Annotated in this window: 17 protein-coding genes, 1 tRNA gene and 1 pseudogene; 3 read left to right on the top strand and 16 right to left on the bottom strand. The window is 50.7% G+C overall.

The window, feature by feature from the left end:
- Position 1: 1 nt before the first annotated feature.
- From B7992_RS03465 to B7992_RS03415, 12 genes and pseudogenes are all read right to left on the bottom strand, one after another.
- The gene (locus B7992_RS03465) at positions 2 to 1,543 is read right to left on the bottom strand and encodes a NuoM family protein (RefSeq protein WP_073234966.1); all 1,542 of its coding nucleotides are present in this window, start codon (positions 1,541 to 1,543) and stop codon (positions 2 to 4) included.
- Positions 1,544 to 1,555: 12 nt separating this feature from the next.
- The gene (nuoL, locus tag B7992_RS03460) at positions 1,556 to 3,511 is read right to left on the bottom strand and encodes an NADH-quinone oxidoreductase subunit L (RefSeq protein ID WP_073234968.1); all 1,956 of its coding nucleotides are present in this window, start codon (positions 3,509 to 3,511) and stop codon (positions 1,556 to 1,558) included.
- Positions 3,504 to 3,809, bottom strand: coding sequence for an NADH-quinone oxidoreductase subunit NuoK (nuoK, locus tag B7992_RS03455; protein ID WP_073158242.1), 306 nt, complete (start codon positions 3,807 to 3,809; stop codon positions 3,504 to 3,506). Before nuoK ends, nuoL begins: the two co-directional genes overlap by 8 nt.
- Complete coding sequence (locus B7992_RS03450) at positions 3,806 to 4,402, bottom strand: NADH-quinone oxidoreductase subunit J (protein ID WP_083538125.1); 597 nt, start codon at positions 4,400 to 4,402, stop codon at positions 3,806 to 3,808. The genes nuoK and B7992_RS03450 overlap by 4 nt, the downstream gene beginning before the upstream one ends.
- The gene (locus B7992_RS03445) at positions 4,402 to 4,875 is read right to left on the bottom strand and encodes a 4Fe-4S binding protein (protein WP_073158244.1); all 474 of its coding nucleotides are present in this window, start codon (positions 4,873 to 4,875) and stop codon (positions 4,402 to 4,404) included. The genes B7992_RS03450 and B7992_RS03445 overlap by 1 nt, the downstream gene beginning before the upstream one ends.
- Positions 4,876 to 4,887: 12 nt before the next feature.
- The gene (locus B7992_RS03440) at positions 4,888 to 6,006 is read right to left on the bottom strand and encodes a complex I subunit 1 family protein (protein WP_073234971.1); all 1,119 of its coding nucleotides are present in this window, start codon (positions 6,004 to 6,006) and stop codon (positions 4,888 to 4,890) included.
- 14 nt (positions 6,007 to 6,020) lie between these two features.
- Positions 6,021 to 7,163 (bottom strand): NADH-quinone oxidoreductase subunit D, encoded by a 1,143-nt coding sequence (locus B7992_RS03435; protein ID WP_073158250.1) that lies wholly within the window; start codon positions 7,161 to 7,163, stop codon positions 6,021 to 6,023.
- A complete protein-coding gene (locus tag B7992_RS17340; RefSeq protein WP_369680974.1) occupies positions 7,160 to 7,597 on the bottom strand; it encodes an NADH-quinone oxidoreductase subunit C in 438 nt (145 codons plus the stop codon). The genes B7992_RS03435 and B7992_RS17340 overlap by 4 nt, the downstream gene beginning before the upstream one ends.
- 342 nt (positions 7,598 to 7,939) lie before the next feature.
- A pseudogene (locus B7992_RS17335) lies at positions 7,940 to 8,419 on the bottom strand (NADH-quinone oxidoreductase subunit B); the annotation flags it as partial.
- Positions 8,410 to 8,790 carry an NADH-quinone oxidoreductase subunit A gene (locus B7992_RS03425; protein ID WP_073158255.1) on the bottom strand — a complete coding sequence of 127 codons (381 nt, stop codon included), beginning with the start codon at positions 8,788 to 8,790 and terminating at the stop codon, positions 8,410 to 8,412. The pseudogene B7992_RS17335 and the gene B7992_RS03425, both read right to left, overlap by 10 nt.
- Positions 8,791 to 8,802: 12 nt before the next feature.
- Positions 8,803 to 9,396, bottom strand: a complete 594-nt coding sequence (locus B7992_RS03420; RefSeq protein ID WP_073158258.1) for a hypothetical protein — start codon at positions 9,394 to 9,396, stop codon at positions 8,803 to 8,805.
- Positions 9,393 to 11,543, bottom strand: a complete 2,151-nt coding sequence (locus B7992_RS03415; protein ID WP_073158261.1) for a bifunctional (p)ppGpp synthetase/guanosine-3',5'-bis(diphosphate) 3'-pyrophosphohydrolase — start codon at positions 11,541 to 11,543, stop codon at positions 9,393 to 9,395. The genes B7992_RS03420 and B7992_RS03415 overlap by 4 nt, the downstream gene beginning before the upstream one ends.
- A 297-nt stretch (positions 11,544 to 11,840) precedes the next feature.
- Between B7992_RS03415 and B7992_RS03410 the strand changes: the two genes are divergently transcribed.
- Positions 11,841 to 13,385, top strand: a complete 1,545-nt coding sequence (locus tag B7992_RS03410) for a hypothetical protein (RefSeq protein ID WP_073234974.1) — start codon at positions 11,841 to 11,843, stop codon at positions 13,383 to 13,385.
- A gap of 73 nt (positions 13,386 to 13,458) precedes the next feature.
- Here B7992_RS03410 and B7992_RS03405 read toward each other — a convergent pair whose 3' ends face one another.
- From B7992_RS03405 to B7992_RS03390, 4 genes are all read right to left on the bottom strand, one after another.
- The gene (locus B7992_RS03405; protein ID WP_088665569.1) at positions 13,459 to 14,535 is read right to left on the bottom strand and encodes a TIGR04133 family radical SAM/SPASM protein; all 1,077 of its coding nucleotides are present in this window, start codon (positions 14,533 to 14,535) and stop codon (positions 13,459 to 13,461) included.
- Between the two features lie 5 nt (positions 14,536 to 14,540).
- Positions 14,541 to 15,188 carry a hypothetical protein gene (locus B7992_RS03400; protein WP_088665568.1) on the bottom strand — a complete coding sequence of 216 codons (648 nt, stop codon included), beginning with the start codon at positions 15,186 to 15,188 and terminating at the stop codon, positions 14,541 to 14,543.
- 24 nt (positions 15,189 to 15,212) lie between these two features.
- Positions 15,213 to 15,527, bottom strand: coding sequence for a YbjQ family protein (locus B7992_RS03395; RefSeq protein WP_073158272.1), 315 nt, complete (start codon positions 15,525 to 15,527; stop codon positions 15,213 to 15,215).
- 93 nt (positions 15,528 to 15,620) lie between these two features.
- Positions 15,621 to 15,692, bottom strand: a tRNA-Thr gene (locus B7992_RS03390).
- A gap of 238 nt (positions 15,693 to 15,930) precedes the next feature.
- Here B7992_RS03390 and B7992_RS03385 point away from each other — a divergent pair.
- Both B7992_RS03385 and B7992_RS03380 read left to right on the top strand, forming a co-directional pair.
- Entirely contained in the window at positions 15,931 to 16,749 is an 819-nt protein-coding gene (locus B7992_RS03385) for a TIGR02147 family protein (protein ID WP_073158275.1), read from the top strand.
- Complete coding sequence (locus tag B7992_RS03380; protein WP_141100350.1) at positions 16,746 to 17,792, top strand: FISUMP domain-containing protein; 1,047 nt, start codon at positions 16,746 to 16,748, stop codon at positions 17,790 to 17,792. The genes B7992_RS03385 and B7992_RS03380 overlap by 4 nt, the downstream gene beginning before the upstream one ends.
- Positions 17,793 to 17,814 lie beyond the last annotated feature (22 nt).

The raw sequence follows: 17,814 nt of genomic DNA, 5'->3' as shown, positions 1-17,814 counted from the left end.
GTTAACCTCCAATTCCTGCGGTGGATGCGCTAGAAGCTGCTGCAGAGATCTTTGCAAAGATGGGGGCGATGCTCTGGTCCAGCATGTTTGAAATCCAACCCGGGAAAATACCGATCAGCAGGAGGCATGCCACCAGAACGATGATAACCAGCTTTTCGCGGAAGCATCCGTCGGTAAGGGTTTCGTACTTGGCGGGCATATTGCCGTGAAGCATACGGTTTGCGGTCTGTAGAATGTACACTGCAGTGGTTGTAATGGAGAGGATTGCAAGGATGGTCACGATGCGGGTGAGGGTAGATTCCTGGGCAAAAGCTCCAATAAAGATGGTGCTTTCGGCGACAAATCCGCTAAAGCCCGGAAGGCCGAGACCTGCAAAACCGGCGATTACGAAACCCACGCCCAGGAAGGGCATCTTACGCATGATGCCGCCCATCTGGGTGATGTCGCGGGTGTGAGTGCGTTCGTAAATCATACCGATAGTGGCGAAGAACAGACCTGTCAGGAAACCATGGGAAATCATCTGGAGGGCTGCACCGCGGAGACCCACGGGAGTGATGGCGGCAAGGCCCAGGAAGATAAGACCCAGATGGCTAATGGAACTGTAGGCGGTAATGTACTTCAGATCCTTGTGGCGGAGGGCGATGAAAGGTCCAAGAACCACGTTGAAAATCAGGAAGGCTACAACCCACGGGAGCCAAATCTTGGCGGCTTCGGGCATCAGGAACATGGCGATGCGAAGGCAACCGTAGGCACCCATCTTCATCATGACGCCTGCAGCAAGCATAGAAACCGCGGTAGGTGCGCTGGCGTGGCCGTCGGGACTCCAGAAGTGGAAGGGGAACAAAGAGGAACTGACGGCGAAACCCATGAACATGAGGGGGAAGGCCCACATCTGGAAATCCATAGGAATCGTAATCTTGGAAAGTTCCATGATGCTCCAGCTATTGATTCCGCTTTCGAAGTAGAGACCGAACAGCGTTGCCAGAATCATGGAGGAACCGAATGCAAGGGTAAGGGTCAGTTTCTTACCACCGTAATCCTTGCGACCGGAACCATAACCTGCGATCATCAGATACATGCACAGGGCTTCCATTTCGTAGAACACGAAGAACAGAACCAGGTCCATGCTCATGAACACGCCGTAGACGCTGGTGGCCAGCATCTGGATCAAGGCGAAGAACACCTTCTGGTTGCCCTTGATTTCCCAGCTGACAAATACACCGGCCCATACGATGACAGCGGTGAGCAACAGCAGGAACATATTCAGACCGTCGGCGCCAACCATATAGTGGGCGTTGAAGGCTGTTATCCAGGGAATGTCCGTGAAAAACTGAAGCAGGAGCGGAGCCGTTGCTTCATTGGCGGGGGTGCCGCTCAGCATATAGAGACGATAGGTCAGATAACCCACCAGCAACAACACCAGCGTGGCGGAGGTGCCGTGGATGCCCTTGATCAGTTTTGCCTTTGCCGAAGGAATCGGAGCACAGACAAGAACTGTGAAAAGGGGAACAAGCCAAATCAGGTTAAAAAGTAAAGTATCCATGCTTAAACCTGCTTAGAAGGGGAGATTCCCGATGAAACGCCAAATGATAATGCCCACGATCAGTGTGCCCACGTAGAAAGTCAGGTTGCCGCTCTGGGCGGTACGAACCAGATTTCCCAACTTGTGTACGAACCAGACGGCGAATGCGACCAGACCTTCGATAACCACGTCCTGAATTCCACGAGCGATTTTTGCGATGCCACCAATGACGAACTGGCGGACGACGCAGTAATACATTTCGTCGAAGTAGAACTTGTGATAGATGGTCTTGTAGATTCCGCAGCGGTTGGTGTCATCCAGGGCCCGTTCAATTTTAGCCTTGGGACTTGCATAAAGGAACCAGGCAATCAACAGGGCGAGAACAGCAACGCCTATGGCGACAACAGGAATCCAATGAGCCTCGGGGAGTAAGACCAGTTGAGGAACACGGAGCTTGCCCGGCACAAAGAAATGTTCGAACAGACCCTTTGCTGCAAAACCGCTAGCCAGAGCAGGGATTGCAAGGATTGCGATAGGCAAGGTCATGGCGAAGTCTTCGTGAACGTGGCCTTCTGCAACGGAGTGGCAACGGGGCTTACCGTGGAATGCCAGGAAGAACAGGCGGAACATGTAGAAGGTGGTGAGACCGCTGGTGAGCAAGGCCAAACCGAACACTACATAATGATGACCCTGGAATGCCGCCAGAATGATTTCGTCCTTGGAGAAGAAACCGGAGAAGGGCGGAATACCGGAAATGGCCAAAATGGAAATCAGGGCGCAGATGTAGGTGATGGGCATCTTCTTGCGGAGACCACCCATGGCATCCAGATCATTGGTATGAACTTGATGAATCAAGCTACCAGCAATCAGGAACAAACTGCACTTGAAGAAGGCATGAGTAAAGATATGGAAGGTGGAGGCTGTCCAACCGGTTACGATGACGGCATCGCCAATCTTACAGGCTCCGAGAGAGAACATCATATAGCCCAGCTGACTCAGGGTAGAGTAGGCGAGGATACGCTTGATATCCTTCTGGGTGCAGGCGATTACAGCGGCAAATACCATAGTGAATGCGCCAACCCACATAATCAAGGTAAGTGCATCGCCGCAGGCGGCGAAGAAGGGGAACAGACGTGCTACCAGATAGACACCTGCCACCACCATGGTTGCACTATGGATGATGGAGGATACCGGGGTCGGACCTTCCATGGCATTGGGCAGCCAGATGTGCATGGGGAACATGGCAGACTTGCCCCAGCCACCAGTAAAGATCATGATGGAACCAAGAATCAGGGCGTCTGCCTGGGAAATGCTCATGATGCCCAGGTTTATGACCTGCTTCTTGAATGCAATGAGGGAAATGCTGTTGATGTTGGCGAAGTCAAATGTCTGCAGAACATAGCTGACCAACACGATGCCGAACAGGAAGAAACTGTCAGCGAAGCGGGTGAGGATGAAGGCCTGCTTGGAGGCGCTTACTGCAGAAGGCTTGTGATACCAGAAACCGATCAGAAGGTAGCTTGATACACCCACCAGTTCCCAGAAGATGAACATCTGGAATAGGTTGGTGGCGGCAACCAGGCCCAGCATGCTAAAGCTGAACAGCGAAAGCAGCGCGAAGAAACGTCCTTCGGCGCGGTCGCCACGCATATAGCCTACGCTGTAGATATTGACCATGAAGGCGATAAAGGTAACCACCACCAGCATCATGATGCTGAGAGGGTCTACCAGAAGGCCTATGTTGGCCACGAAGGTTTCTGCAAACTTCAGGAACGGAAGCTCGAAAAGAATTGCCTTCTGGGGAGCGTATCCGGAACTGAAGTAGCTTATGGCCAGGGACAGAGCCGAAGCGAACGCGATGCCGTTGCAGATAATTGCAAAGATTGCTGCACCCTTGGCTGATTTACGTCCCAGGAAGAGACCGTTTACCACAAAAGTGAGAAGCGGCATCAAGAAGATAAGATAGCTGATGGAAACGTCGTTAATCATGGAGGTCCCTCAACTGTTCAACGTCAAGACTCTTGTAGCGGCGATACATACTGACTACAATGGCAAGGGCGATTGCCATTTCGCAGGCCGTTACGGCAATGACGAAAATGCTAAACAGGGCGCCCGCCGTAGCGTCACTAGCTGTGAAATAGGCGAACGAGATAAAGTTGATGTTTGCTGCGTTGAGCATGAGTTCAATGGAAATCAGCATACCCACCAGGTGACGACGGTGCATAAGGCCCCAGACGCCAATGCCAAACAGCAAAAATGCGAGGATTAGGCAGTTCATCAAAGTCATTTTTGAACCTCCTTGTTTCCCTTCATGTCTTCCTTGCCCTTGCGAGCTATGGTGATGGAACAGATCAAGGTCATCAAAAGTAAAATGCTTACAACTTCAAAAGGTATGACGAATCCGTCTGCGCCGTAACTCAAAAGCCGTAAGGCAAAGGCGTTCAGCGAAGCGAATCCTTCGGGTGCGCTAGGCGTAGAAACTGTCAGTTCCTTAACAGGCAAGATCATCTTGACCATTACGGCAACAAAGGCGATAGCTAGTGCGAATGCCGCAAAGGTGCGAGGCATCTTAGCCTTGAAGGAATCTTCTCCCAAGTGGCTTGTAAGCAAGATGGTGAATACGACGAAAATCACCACGCCGCCCACGTAAACCATGATCTGGGCCAAGGCGATGAATTCCGCATGGAGCAACATGTAAAGGATTGCTGTACCCACAAAGGAGAAAATGAGGAATACGGCACTTTGCAGTATGTTTCGTACGGCAACAGTCAACAGTGCGGTAAACAGCATGATGGCTGCAACCACATAGAATGCAATGTCCATGCCGCCGAGGGGGAAGGCCTGAGACAGTGCAGGAAGTATCTGGGAAATGTTAGGCATTAACCTTGTCCCTCCTTCTTGTTCAAGATCATTTCCAGCGTGCTGGGGTCTGTGGTAGCCACTTCAAATTCCTGGCACATGCGGATTGCGCCAAAGGGGCAGGCTTCTACGCAGAGACCGCACTGGGTGCAGCTGGCAAAATGATAGACGTAACGGCCCAGCACTTTCTTGCCGGCGATGTTCTTCGTGGGAAGAACGTTGATGCTTGCGTTGGGGCAGGCACGTTCGCACATGCCGCAAGCGGTGCAGTGGTTGTTTCCTTCGGCGTCTTCAACCATCTGGAGACGGCCGCGGTAACGTTCGTGCATCTTCAAAGTCTTGCGGTTTTCGGGGTACTGTTCCGTAACAATACGCTTGGGGTTGAAGAAGTACTTGAGGGTAACGGACAAACCGCACATCAGACTCCAGGGACCCGTAATGCAGCGCTTCAAGTAGCGCTTGAAATACTGTTTTGCAGTTATTCTTTCAGCCATTATAAAATCCTCTTAGAACAACGCGATGTAGATTGCGCCTGCTACCAGTACCAACAAGTTTACCGGCAGCAGGAACTTCCATTCGAAACTCATCAACTGGTCTACACGGGGGCGCACAAAAGTCCAGCGGACCATCATGTAGCACCAGATCATAAAGTAGACCTTTGCAAAGAACCAGATAACACCGGGAACCATGTTCAGGTAGGTGTCTACGGCAGCGACTCCGATGCAGGGTGCGTGGAAACCTCCCAGGAAGCAGGTGGTGGCCAGTGCGGAGTTGGTGACGAGGGCAATGTATTCTGCCAGGTAGAACATGGCGAAGGGGGTGCCTGTGTATTCCGTGTGGTAACCGCCGGTCAATTCCTGTTCCGCTTCGGCAATGTCAAACGGTGCGCGGTTCATTTCTGCAGTACTGGAAATGAAGAACAGGATAAAGGCGATAAAGCCAAGCACAGGAACCTTGAAAATCATCCAGTCAAGAACGGTACCGCTCTGGCTCTGGGTGATATCCATCAGGTTGGTCGATCCGGAAAACATCACCACGAAAAGCAGAATCATGGCGAAGGAAATTTCATAGCTGATCATCTGGGCGCCGCTACGGAGGGCTCCGAGCAGGGAGTACTTGTTGTTACTGGACCAGCCGCCCAGCAAGATGCCGAGAACGCCAAATCCGTTGACTGCGATAATCAGGGGAATGCCCATATCTACATCGGCAACCACCAGGGTGGGGCCAAAGGGAATAAGGGCTGCTACCATGAAAGGGGCTATCAGCACGATCAGCGGGGCCATGTAGTACATGACTTTGTCAACGCCACCGGGGTTGTACACTTCCTTAAAGAGCATCTTCAGAACGTCGGCGATGGTCTGGATGGTGCCGTGCCAGCCAAGGCGCATGGGGCCAAGACGGCATTGCACATGGGCGCAAACCTTACGTTCCATATAGATGAGGATGGGGGCGGAACCGATGTTTACGGCGCAAACTGCAATGACGCAGATGACTGCGTTTACCAGGAAGGCTACGATCGTGTTCAGTGTGTCGGACTGGATGGCTGCCGGCAGGTATTCTGCAAGCTTCGGCACCCATTCGCGAACAACATCGCCAATTGGATTTGTGATAGAGGGTACGAACATAAAAGTCAAACTCCTTATCTGTCAATTTCCGGAATCACCGGGTCCAGAGTTGCCATGATGGTTACCAAGTCGGAAACCGTGTGACCTTGCACCATCTTGTTCAATGCTGCAATATGGGGGAAGCTGGGGCCGCGGGTATGAATACGATAGGGCTTGTCGCTGGCGGTTTCTGCAACCACATAGGTGGCGTAGAGACCCTTCGCGGTTTCAACTTCGCTGTAGAAACGACCGACGGGAAGCTTCACCGGCTTTTCCTTGGAACGCCAGGGACCTTCTGTGGGGAACTTGTCGATGCACTGACGGAGGATTCGCATAGATTCGTGGATTTCAGCAATGCGAACGTTGTAGCGGTCATAGCAGTCGCCATTGGTTGTGGTGGGTACGTCAAATTCCAGCTGATTGTAGATGCTGTAGGGATTTGCCTTACGCACGTCGAAGTCAACGCCGCTGGCGCGAAGTACGGGGCCTGAACATCCGTAGGCAATTGCGTCTTCCCTTGAAAGTACGCCAATACCGATGGAACGTTCCTGCACAATGATGTTCTTGGAAAGGAAACGTTCGTAGTCCCGCATGGCACCGACCAGATGATCCAGGAATGCCTTGACGCGAGGAATGAAATTTTCGGGGACGTCGAAACGGCTTCCGCCGGGGCGGAAGTAGTTTGTGGTCAAGCGGGAACCGGTGACTTCTTCAAGAATGTCATGAATCATTTCACGTTCCTTAAAGCCGAACAGCAAGCAGGTCTGTCCGCCAAGGTCGCCGCCAAAGCAGCCGAAGAACACCAGATGACTTGCGATACGTCCAAGTTCGCAGAGCATGACGCGGATGTATTCCTGTCTTTCGGGAACGCCGATGTTCATGCCTTTTTCCAAAGCAAGAACTACGCCAAGATTGTTCTGGATGGCGGTCAGGTAGTCCTGACGGTCAGACATACCGATGTACTGCAGGTAAGTCATGGACTCAGCCTGCTTTTCCATACCGCGGTGGATGTAACCGAAGTGGGGAACGACTTCAATGATGGTTTCGCCATCCATTCGAAGGGCCAGACGCAAGGCACCGTGAGTACTGGGGTGCTGGGGGCCCATGTTCACGAAGAATTCTTCGGTGTTAGATTCTCGGGTGATCTTGAATCCCGGGGGGAGCTGTGTTACACTCATACGGGCCTCTTAATCATATCGGGGTGAGTAAAGTCCTTACGGAGGGGGTAGCCCACAAAATCCTTGTCCAGGAAGATGCGGCGGAGATCTTGATGACCTGTAAATTCTATGCCGAACATGTCGAAGACTTCACGTTCCTTGACTTCGGCGGCGGGGTACAGGTGGCTGACGGTAGGAACCTTGGCGAGCAATGCGGTGGCTCGCTTTTCTGCGGCGACATTTTCGTCCTTCTTAAGCTGTGTGCAGAAGAACAACTTGTGTCCGTGTTCCATGCTGCGGAGCATGGTAATCAAGTCAAAATGATCGCTGTAGTCGGCGGCGGTTACGTCAATTAGGTAATCCATCTTGAACGAGGCGTCGTTCTTTACGAATTCAACGGCTGCAAGATAGTCGTTGGAATCGACTAGAACTTCCAGGGGAGTGTCTGCGGTCATATTCTGGACCGTCGTTTCCACGGAATCTTCTCCAGCGGTGCGGACGGTAATTGACGGGAATTTTTCCTGCAGTTTCTTCAACATTTCTGCCTGGGAAAGACCGCGGGTTGCTACAGGTTCACGTACAATTTCGGGGAAGGTTTCCTTTACGACGCGAACAGGCTTGAAGGCGCTCTTGTAGTCCGGATTCTCTTCCTTGAACTTGACGCGGGCTTCGGCCATTTCTTCGTCCTTGATTTTTTCAAGTTCGGCCCAGGCCTTGGCGGCTTCGCGGTAACGGTCAAAATTGGATGTATCCTTGGTTTCACCTTCGTGCCAGGGGTCGCGGCAGGTTTCCTTGAGGATTTTTTCGCGGAGGGTCAGCAGACCATGGAAAAGTGCTTCGGGACGGGGCGGGCAACCGGGAACGAATACGTCTACGGGAATAAGGTTTTCGGCTCCGCGAACGACGGAATAGTTGTCGTACTTGAAGGGGCCACCGCTAATAGTGCAGGCTCCCATGGCAAGCACATACTTGGGGCCCGGCATCTGTTCCCACAGCATCTGCAGGGCGGGGGCCATGCGACGGGTAATGGTTCCCGCAATAATGAACAAGTCTGCCTGACGGGGAGATGCTCGGAACACTTCGGAACCGAAACGTGCAATATCATAGCGGGCCATGGAACTGCTCATCATTTCGATGGCGCAGCAGCTGGTGCCGTAAGTCAGGGGCCAAATGGAATTGGCACGGGCCCAGTTGACCACATAGTCAACCGCATTCACGACGTACTTGCCGCCGGGAATGGGGTCCAGAATCTTAGGAGCAAAGTTGATTATTCCCATTTGAGAAGTCCTTTTTTCCAGGCGTAGGCAAGGCCAGAAACAAGAATGGCGAGGAAGATTACCAAGTCAATTACAACAACGATGGGGGAGAGGGCTGTATGCCCTGCCATGATTTCCTTGAAGTTCGCCATGACAGGAAGCAGGAACAGCGCTTCGATGTCAAAAACAAGGAAAAGGAGGGCAAACAGATAGTAGCCCACCTTGAACTGAATTCGAGCATTGCCGATGGTTTCCATACCGCATTCGTAGGGAGCCATCTTGTTTTTTGTTTTCTTGGTGCGGTAACCTAGCAATAGGCCTGTCACGGTAGCGGCCGCGGCGATAAACGCTCCCAAAAAAAGGAAAATGGATAGAATTACATATTCTGACATTTCTCGCGCCTCTTAATAGAAGTTCTGCAGTTCCTGTACGGTTCCGAAGAGTGTGTTGCCGATCTGGAATCGGTCTAGGACGTGCTTGAGCAGATCCTTGAATTCATCAATGGTGGCTGCATTCATTTCGTTCAACTTTTCTTGAATAGCGTTGACGTAACCATAACCCACCGGCTTGGTTTTCAAATCTTGCATTTCGCCTGCCCATTGTTGAAGCATCTGGTCTGTCTCGATTCTTGCAATCACGTAACGTGTCGTCGACAAGAGCTCTCGCAAAAAGTGTACCAAGAAGATTTCTTCTTGCAAAATACCCCAACGCTTGTCCTTGCTATAGAGGGAGGCGTTTTCGGCTTTGCCGTAAAAAACTGCTGCCTGGGCATATTCAAGGCACGTCACAAGACGATGCTCGAAATGCTTGGTCTCGTGACCAAGATGCTGAAACCAGATGGCATCGGCAACCGGGTTTGGTTCTTTGCGTTCGGCCACTTCGTTTGGGAACATGGCTCTGAAGGCGTAGTATACTTCTTCGTAGTAACGATTGCGCATTCGGCAGTTGAATGCACGATTCTTCAATGTATAGTCGCTGTGGTGGAGGGTTGTAATCATGATTTAACCACCTGGCGTACGCCTGGAATTTTCTTGATGTTTGAAATAAGGTTGTCGACCTGTTCCTTGCGGTATGCCTTGAATACGAGACGAACCCTGCCGGAATAATTGACACCGGCAGAGGAAATCCGATCCATAAACAGATTCTCGTCTTTCAGGGCTTTCAGCACATCGTAGGTAAAGTTCTTGCGGTTGTCGTTTTCGATGGACAAGTGAACTTCGAAGGCGTGGGTTGACTGCTCGCTCCACTGCACGGCGATTTGCTGACCATCGGTCAGTTTCTTTAGTTCGGGGCAATCTTCGTTGTGGACTTCGATACCGATCTGGGGGCGTAGGACACCGACAATCTTGTCACCGGGAACAGGGGCGCAACACTTGGCGAAGTGGATCATCAAACTGGTTTCGCGCCCGATCTGCAGCGGCATTTCGTCGCGGTATTCGGCCTTCTTGTCCTTGTTGAACGAGGGGAAGAACTTCAGAGCCTTTGCAGAATCGTTGCCGTTCTGGGCGCGGTCGCCGTTGAGGAATCTCTGGATGTCTACCAGGGGCAGTTCACCTTGGCCGATTCGTTCGTAGAAGTCGTCGACGCTTGTGGTCCCGAAATATTTGTTGATGGCTTCTTCTGCAGGACGTTTGTCCTTTTCAATTTTTGCAAGACGCAGTTCTCGAATCCAGATTTCCTTGCCCAAGTCCTTGGACTGTTGGATCATGCTGTTTCGCATCCAGCGACGCAGTTCCTGCTTGGCCTTTACGGTCTTGACCATTTCGAGCCATTCGGGGCTGGGTTCCTGGTGGGGGCTCTTCAAAATCTGGATGGTGGCTCCATGGGTGACCACGGTGTCAAGATTTACCACTTCATCGTTGATTTTTGCGCCAATGCAGTGGAGACCCAGTTCCGTGTGTACGGCAAAGGCGAAGTCAAGGACAATGGCACCCTGGGGCAGTTCTATGGATGTACCCTTGGGGGTGAATACGGTCATGCCGCTAGGTTTCAAGTCAACCTTCAGGAAGTCCAGGTATTCCTTGGAGTCGGAAATCTCGGACTGGAGCTTCACCATGTGGTTCAACCAGGCCAGCTCTTCACCTTCGTGCTGGGTTTCCAGTTTGTAGGCCCAGTGTGCGGCAAAACCCTTTTCTGCCGTAAGGTCCATATCCTTGGTTCGAATCTGGACTTCGACCATCTTGTTGTCGGGGCCGATAACCGTGGTATGGATACTCTGGTAAAGGTTGGGCTTGGGGGTGGCGATGTAATCCTTGAAGCGGCTCTGCAGCGGAGTCCACAGGTTATGGACGTAGCCTAGGGCCAGGTAGCATTCGGGGATGGACTCCACGATGATGCGGATTGCGAAAATGTCGAAAATATCTTCGAACTGGCAGCCGCGACTGAGCATCTTGTTGTAGATACTGTAGATGTTCTTGGTGCGTCCCTGGATGGTACAGTCGAAATCTTCCAGGGCCATCTTGATCTGGAGCGGGCCAATCACGGACTGGATGTACTGTTCGCGGGATTCCTTGTTCTCGATAAGAGCGTCTACCAGTTTTTGGTATTCGTCGGGGTTCACGTACTTGAAACTCAGGTCTTCAAGTTCGTTTTTAAGCTTGTAGAGACCGAATCTGTGGGTCAGCGGAATGTAGATGTCCAGGGTTTCCTGGGCAATCAGCTGGCGCTTTTCGGGCTTCATGTACCGCATGGTTCGCATGTTGTGGATACGGTCCGCGATCTTGATCATGATGACGCGGGGATCCTTGGCCATGGCGATAATCAGCTTTCGGTAAGTCTCTGCCTTCTGGGCAGTCTTGTTGGCTTCCTGGGCTGCTGTAATCTTTGTGACGGCGTCCACCATGAATGCGGTGTCTTCGCCGAACATTTCGGCAAGTTCTTCCAGGGAATGATCCGTATCTTCGACGACGTCGTGCAACAGGCCTGCCAAAACGGTGGGCTGGTCCTGCTTAAGGTCTGCAAGAATCTTGGCTACTTCGTAGGGGTGCTCGGTGTAGGGCATGCCGCTCTTGCGGTACTGTCCTTCGTGAGCTTGGGCGATAAAGGCAACAGCCTTAGACAGAATCCCACGATCTAGGTCGGGATTCTTTCTAATCAGCACATCAATAATGTGCTCTTGGTTAGATGAAAGATTCAGTTGATCCATTACCCTCAATTATATCTAAAAAAGGGGGTGTCGTGTTGTACAGATTGTGAAATAAGCGAAAAATAAGGGCTTTGGGGTTTTCATGCTAAAAATCCAAAAAGGAACTTTTCAAGAGACGTAAAACGTTTGACCTTAAAAACAAATTTTGTAAAGCGCGGTAGGGGCGTTTTTCCCGGGAAAAAATGTTGTAGTGTCTAACAACGTTAATCGTGGACAAAATGTGATTCTTGTCACGTTTGAGATTATATTGTATGGGCCTCGATCTCAAATGGTTGAGAAGAGGGATTGGATGGGTTTATGAAAACAAGAAAAATGCTGGCAGTTTCTGCCATAGCTGTTTTGGGGCTGTTCTCTGCGAATGGCTGTTCTGATGATAAAAGCAATGGTCTTGGACCAGAGGGAGACGTCAATGGGGTTGTCTCCAGTGAAAGCCTATTGGGGCCGGAAAGCTCCGAGTCGGTGTTGCAGGATCCCGTAGGTGGAGAGGCCCTGAGTTCTGAGCAAGAGGAAGTTCCTAATCTGGAGGGGGAAAGTAGCTCCTCCGTCAATCCGGAAAGTTCCGTTTCAGAATTGCCTTTAAGTTCTGCAGATTCCGCGGAAAGCGAGGTGCTGTCTTCCAGTTCAGAAGTCGCAGAGATTTCTAGTTCCAGCGCGATAGTGGAGGCCGCCCCTGCTTTCAAGGAAGACTACCGAGATGAGTGCTCGATTAGTGAAATTCCTACTAGCGTCAACAATGCAAAACTTCCGGACCCGTTCACCACTTTGGCTGGAACACGAATTTCTTCCAAGGACGAGTGGAAGTGCCGTCGTGAAGAAATTGGCGCCATGTACGAAAAGATCATGTACGGCGATAAGCCTCGTAATCCCGAAAAAGTGGAAGGCAAACTTGCAGGAAGCACCTTTACCGTGACCGTGACCGACAAGGGTAAGTCGGCTTCCTTCGCTGTAACCATCAATGGCGCAGGCACCAAGGATAACCCGAAGCCCGCCATGATCGGCTTTGGCGGTGGCTTTATGGGTAACACTTGCGGTAGCCTGGGTGGCTCCCTCTCTGGTCTTGACATTGCTCAGATTATCTTCAACCCCGATAATGTTGCTCCTGAAAGCCAGCGTGGTAGTGGCAAGTTCTACGACATTTATGGATCCAACGCTAGCACTGGCACCATCATGGCATGGGCATGGGGGGTGAGCCGCCTGATTGACGCTCTGGAAAAAACTCCGGAAGCTGGCATCGATGTAAAGCATCTTGGTATTACCGGTTGTTCTCGCTGGGGCAAGGGCTCTCTTGCTGTTGGCGCCTTTGATACCCGTATTGCCTTGACCATTCCCCAGGAATCCGGTTCCGGTGGCGCTTCTCTTTGGCGTGTAGGCGCTCAGGTTAACAAGCAGAAGGGCAAACAGTTTGTACAGGGCCTGAATAGTGCGGGTTCAGAAGGCAACTGGATGAAGACAACCTTCAAGAACTACGACGGAAAGGAAAACACCTTGCCCTTTGACCAGCATATGCTGGTGGCCATGGTGGCTCCTCGTCCCTTGCTGATTATCGACAACGCAGGCCAGGAATGGCTTGGTGAAGTTCCCTCCAACTACTGCGGCCAGGCTTCCAAGGAAGTCTTTGACGCATTGGGCGTAAGCGAAAACTACACCTACAGCCAGGAAGGCGGTCACGCCCACTGCTCTTTGCCCAACGGACAGTTTGACGAAGTGAAGGACTTTATCAACAAGTTCCTGCTGGGTAAGGATGGAGTTCAAACGGGAAAGATTGACTACACCAAGAATTCTGAGCAGATTAAGTGGAATAAGTCCGATTGGATTGACTGGACTACTCCGACGCTCCGATAATTGATTGCGCTAATATGAAAAAGGCTGTTCCTGAAAATGGGACAGCCCTTTTTGATATCTGTTTTTTTTGAGGTTACGCCCCTGCGTCTTCCAAACGCTTGACGTGGCAGTATGCCAATTCCTTGGTCTTCTCGTCACGAAGGTGGAGGCTGGAACCTTCGCAGTAACGCCAGTACTTGCAGGTCTTGCAGTCTCCTAGGCGGGTCCACTTTCGGTCGCGCATGATCTGGTACTTGTTCTGCCAAACATCCCAGATGTCATCCTTGTAGATGTTTCCCTGGATGTAGTCGCCACGGAGGCTGGGGCATGCCGAAATATCGCCATTGGCAAGGACTGAACCTACGTTTACGCCGGCTCGGCAGAAGAAAGGATAGTTGCGAGATTCCTTTTCGTAGCTGCCCAGGAATCCTTCGCAGCCATAGTTTACGTTGATGACTCCCATCCGCTTTGTTTCGCGGATGAAGTCAAAGACCTGCTTGAATTCCTGGTTGGTTAGCTGGAACAGCGGATTGTCCTTGGCTCGCCCCTTGGGGAATACGGTGGCGATTCTCCAACGCTTGACGCCAATCTTGATCAACATGTCGCGAATTTCGGGGAGCTCCGGCAGGTTCTGCTTGTTGACGCAGGTCATGGTGTCAAAGGTAAGGCCTGGCGTGTGGGCTGCCATATTGATGGCTCGGATGGCGTTGTCGAAACTGTTGGGACTTCCGCGGAAATGATTGTGGCTGTCGTGAAGGCCGTCTAGGCTAATGGTGAGGGAACGGAGACCTGCGTTTAGCAAGTCCACGAATTTTTGCGGCGTCATGGCAAGGGCGTTGCTGACCATTCCCCAGGGGTAACCGCGCTTCTTGATTTCTTGACCGCATTCCACCAGGTCTTGGCGCATCAGAGGCTCGCCACCGGTGATGACCACCATGAAGTGCTTGGGGTCAATGTGTGGGGCCAGATGGTCCAATACTGCCATGAAATCTTCACGAGGCATGTCGGGAATGGCATCCTTAAGGCAGTCGCTACCGCAGTGCAGGCAATGCAGGTTGCAGCGCAGGGTGCATTCCCAGAAGAAATAGGTCAGTGGGTGCGTCTTTATTTCATTATGGCGATAAAGACGGTAGAATTCCAGTGCAAGACGTTTCTTGAAGCCTAGCTTCATCGGGACTACTCCTTTTCCTCGGTGCTGGGAACGTCGTTACATGTCCCGTTGAAAAAGCAAGGAGGCCCGTAAACTGCGGGTTGGTCGATGAAGGCGGTGTCCTTGACGAAGGGAGGCTCGTCAATGCCCATGGAACTGCTGGAGTTTTCCTCGCTGGAATTGTTCGGATCTGTTGCGTTGCCAGGATTGCATTCTCTTGCGGCGTCTTCATCAACGCCAAAGAGATTGGAAAATTGTTCCAGAGTGTAGGAACTTCCATCACTGCAATCGCAACCTTCCGTTTTCACAATTTCAACACCGTAATCCGGGCAGATTTCGTCGTGACAAGGAGGAATCGAATAGCTTTCGACCACGGATGGCTTACAGGTCGGCTGTAGCGGCTCCTGCACTACACCATACAGCGGCTCTATCTGGGGAATGGAATTTGACGAACTGCTTGAGGGACGAATCGTATTTTCGCTGTTATTGGATGTCGGTTCCACATTGCTGCTAGAATTAGGGGTTGTCTCGTTGGAACTAGACATTGCTGCGTCGGAACTAGACGGCCCGTCGTAAACAGGCTGTGTGGATGATTCCGAATCGCTGCAGCTGGCCCAGAAACTGGCGAACGAGGCAATAATGAACTTTTGCCAATGCTTCTTTAATAAACTCATTTTATGTCTCCTAATCGAATGAGGTTACTTCTTGATTTTTACTGCGGTTCCATAAACGATGATTTCTGCGGCGCCTGCCATGACGGCTGAAGTCATAAAGCGAATTCCAACGATGGCGTCAGCGCCAACATTGCGGGCGTCCCGTTCCATTCGTTCTGTAGCCTGCTGCCTAGCTTCGTTCAGCATTTCTGTATAGCCTGCCAGTTCGCCACCGATAATGGATTTAAGACCTGCAAAAACATCGCGGACTACATTCTTGCTGAAGACGACGCTACCTTTGACCATGCAGATAGTTTCGATTTCCTTGCCCGAGATAAAGTCTGTGGTGAAAAGTCTCATGGGAACCTCCGTGACGTCGAAAAAAGGATAGATCTTTCCCTAAATATACAATAAAACCCGCCTTGTAGTTAAAGGCGGGTTTTGCTCTTTAAGAGCCCAGATCGGGAGTCGGACCCGAGACCTCTTCCTTACCAAGGAAGTGCTCTACCACTGAGCTACCTGGGCTTTTGCTTAGGTGAGCCCAAAGATAGTACAATATTTGGAACTTTGCAAGGGTTTTTTTGCGGTTGTTGCAAAATTGAGGGAAGAAAGTTAAAAAGGGGAAGTTTTTCCTATATGTCTCATGGTGAGACATATGACGTTTTTTTGCTTTTTTTGATGGCAAAAACTTCAGTTTGTTGTCTTTTCTCCTCTGTAATAAAATTGAAATTTATTGCTTAAAAACATAAATTTGGAACGCTCCATGAAACCGATTTCTGACTACAACGATTATCGCCTTTACATTAGGGATTTCTACGAAGAACGCAAGTTGATGACCGGCTTGTCCTGGCGCGGTTTCAATAAAATGGCTGGCTATGCTTCTCCAAGGTTCTTAAAACTAGTTTGTGACGGGAAGTCGAAGCTGAGTAGTGTCGGCGCGATCCGCCTTGCAAAGGTCATGGGACTTTCTAAAGTTCAATCATCGTACTTCTTAGCATTGGTTTCCTATTGCAACACTTCGGTAGAACGCAGAAAACAAGTCGCCTATGAGCATATGCAGGCTATAGCGAAGGACGAGAAAGTTCGGATTGTAGGGGACGACGCTTATGATTATTATAAAGATTGGTGGAATCCGATACTAAGGGAACTTGCCCCTAGAGTAGCGGTTGCGATACCTGCAAAAATCGCGAGCCTGTTCTATGAGAATGTGTCTTCGGAGGATGTGAGGAAATCTCTGGATTTCATGGTTCAGGCTGGCTTCCTGAAAAAGAACAAGAAAAGTTATGTGCAGACCGATAAGGCTATTCTTGGTTCCTCGGAAAAGATTCCGAAGGCCATTCGCAACATGCATAAACAAATGGCATTTTTTGCAGAGAAGGCCGTAGATAATTTCTCCGTAAGTGACCGTAATTTTTCTGGCATGACGCTTTCTGTAAATCGGGCTGCTTATGATCAGATTGTGAATGAACTTGACTCTTGCCGCAAGAAAATCGCCGCAATTGTCTCGGCCGCAGAGGAGTGTGACCGGATTTACAGGTTGAACTTGCAACTGTTTCCGGTGACAAAAGAGATTGAAAAATGAAGTTTTCTTTGGGAATGATTCTCGCTTTTTGTTGGACTTTCTTGTTCTTTGCCGCCTGTAGCGATTCTGAGAAGAAAGTTGCAAACGGCTATACAGAGGAACAGAACGCGACCAATTTGGATAGCGCGGCTTATGCGCTGTTGATGACATGGGAACCTGCGTCCCCTGTGGCTTTGAGAAAGGTTAACAACGCTGAATTTGGCAAGTCTTGGTACGAAATCCAGTTTACGACGGCAGGCAACTCCTATTACAAACACACTGGCAAGACAGTGGAAGATGCCTGCACCGTAGATCTGTATACCGAACAGAATGGTGTCCGCATGAACCTGACCCGCGTTTACAAGAAAGATGCGCATACGGAATTCTTGAGCCGCGATTCCCTGGACGCCGTGGTGGAAGACCATCTGAACAATACCTACGAAGGCAACAGCGCCGTGGCAAACTGCCAGGCAGATTCTACGGCCTTTGTGGATTATTGTTCCGAAAACGACGGAATCGTCACAGACCTATTCAAGCTGGACAAATGTACCATTCTCCATTTGATATGTGTTGTAAAATTCAAGCCGAAGGTTACCGCAAACGAATATTTGCAAGGCACCGCCAAGAAGATGAAGGACCGCTGCATCGCTGAATTCTACGCCCCGGAGGATCCTGAAGATGAGGAACCTGCGGAAGTTGCTTCCACCTTGTTTGTAGATGAACGCGACGGCCATGTGTATAAAACTGTGAAGATCGGCGACCAAACATGGATGGCAGAAAATCTGAACTACGCCTACCTGGTTTCTACAGAAACATTGGATTCACTTAGCTACTGCCCGGGAGGAGATCCGGCCAACTGTGAAAAGTACGGCAGATTGTATTCCTGGTCCGCTGCTGTGGATTCCGCGGATGTTTTTGGAAAGGGCGTAAAAGATTGTGGAGGAATGGATATCTGCAATCCCGGTCGAAACATCCAGGGCATTTGCCCCGACGGCTGGCGCATCCCGAACCTAGATGACTTTGAAATTCTTGGCGAATTTAAGTCGCCAAGTAAATTTGTTTAACTTGCCTAGAAATATACTCTAA

Origin of the sequence: Fibrobacter sp. UWH1, from assembly GCF_002210365.1 — a bacterium.
Taxonomy (GTDB): domain Bacteria; phylum Fibrobacterota; class Fibrobacteria; order Fibrobacterales; family Fibrobacteraceae; genus Fibrobacter.
The sequence above is the reverse complement of the archived record's forward strand: the minus strand, read 5'-3'. Positions and strand labels throughout refer to the sequence as shown.

Excerpts from the sequence above, each read along its gene's own strand:
- B7992_RS03405 (WP_088665569.1), bottom strand. The coding sequence starts at position 14,535 with ATGAAGCTAGGCTTCAAGAAACGTCTTGCACTGGAATTCTACCGTCTT.
- B7992_RS03385 (WP_073158275.1), top strand. The coding sequence starts at position 15,931 with ATGAAACCGATTTCTGACTACAACGATTATCGCCTTTACATTAGGGAT.
- B7992_RS17340 (WP_369680974.1), bottom strand. The coding sequence starts at position 7,597 with ATGACCGCAGACACTCCCCTGGAAGTTCTAGTCGATTCCAACGACTAT.
- B7992_RS03395 (WP_073158272.1), bottom strand. The coding sequence starts at position 15,527 with ATGAGACTTTTCACCACAGACTTTATCTCGGGCAAGGAAATCGAAACT.
- nuoL (WP_073234968.1), bottom strand. The coding sequence starts at position 3,511 with ATGATTAACGACGTTTCCATCAGCTATCTTATCTTCTTGATGCCGCTT.
- B7992_RS03415 (WP_073158261.1), bottom strand. The coding sequence starts at position 11,543 with ATGGATCAACTGAATCTTTCATCTAACCAAGAGCACATTATTGATGTG.
- B7992_RS03440 (WP_073234971.1), bottom strand. The coding sequence starts at position 6,006 with ATGTTCGTACCCTCTATCACAAATCCAATTGGCGATGTTGTTCGCGAA.
- B7992_RS03420 (WP_073158258.1), bottom strand. The coding sequence starts at position 9,396 with ATGATTACAACCCTCCACCACAGCGACTATACATTGAAGAATCGTGCA.
- B7992_RS03435 (WP_073158250.1), bottom strand. The coding sequence starts at position 7,163 with ATGAGTGTAACACAGCTCCCCCCGGGATTCAAGATCACCCGAGAATCT.
- B7992_RS03450 (WP_083538125.1), bottom strand. The coding sequence starts at position 4,402 with ATGCCTAACATTTCCCAGATACTTCCTGCACTGTCTCAGGCCTTCCCC.
- B7992_RS03425 (WP_073158255.1), bottom strand. The coding sequence starts at position 8,790 with ATGTCAGAATATGTAATTCTATCCATTTTCCTTTTTTTGGGAGCGTTT.
- B7992_RS03410 (WP_073234974.1), top strand. The coding sequence starts at position 11,841 with ATGAAAACAAGAAAAATGCTGGCAGTTTCTGCCATAGCTGTTTTGGGG.
- B7992_RS03445 (WP_073158244.1), bottom strand. The coding sequence starts at position 4,875 with ATGGCTGAAAGAATAACTGCAAAACAGTATTTCAAGCGCTACTTGAAG.
- nuoK (WP_073158242.1), bottom strand. The coding sequence starts at position 3,809 with ATGACTTTGATGAACTGCCTAATCCTCGCATTTTTGCTGTTTGGCATT.
- B7992_RS03380 (WP_141100350.1), top strand. The coding sequence starts at position 16,746 with ATGAAGTTTTCTTTGGGAATGATTCTCGCTTTTTGTTGGACTTTCTTG.
- B7992_RS03400 (WP_088665568.1), bottom strand. The coding sequence starts at position 15,188 with ATGAGTTTATTAAAGAAGCATTGGCAAAAGTTCATTATTGCCTCGTTC.
- B7992_RS03465 (WP_073234966.1), bottom strand. The coding sequence starts at position 1,543 with ATGGATACTTTACTTTTTAACCTGATTTGGCTTGTTCCCCTTTTCACA.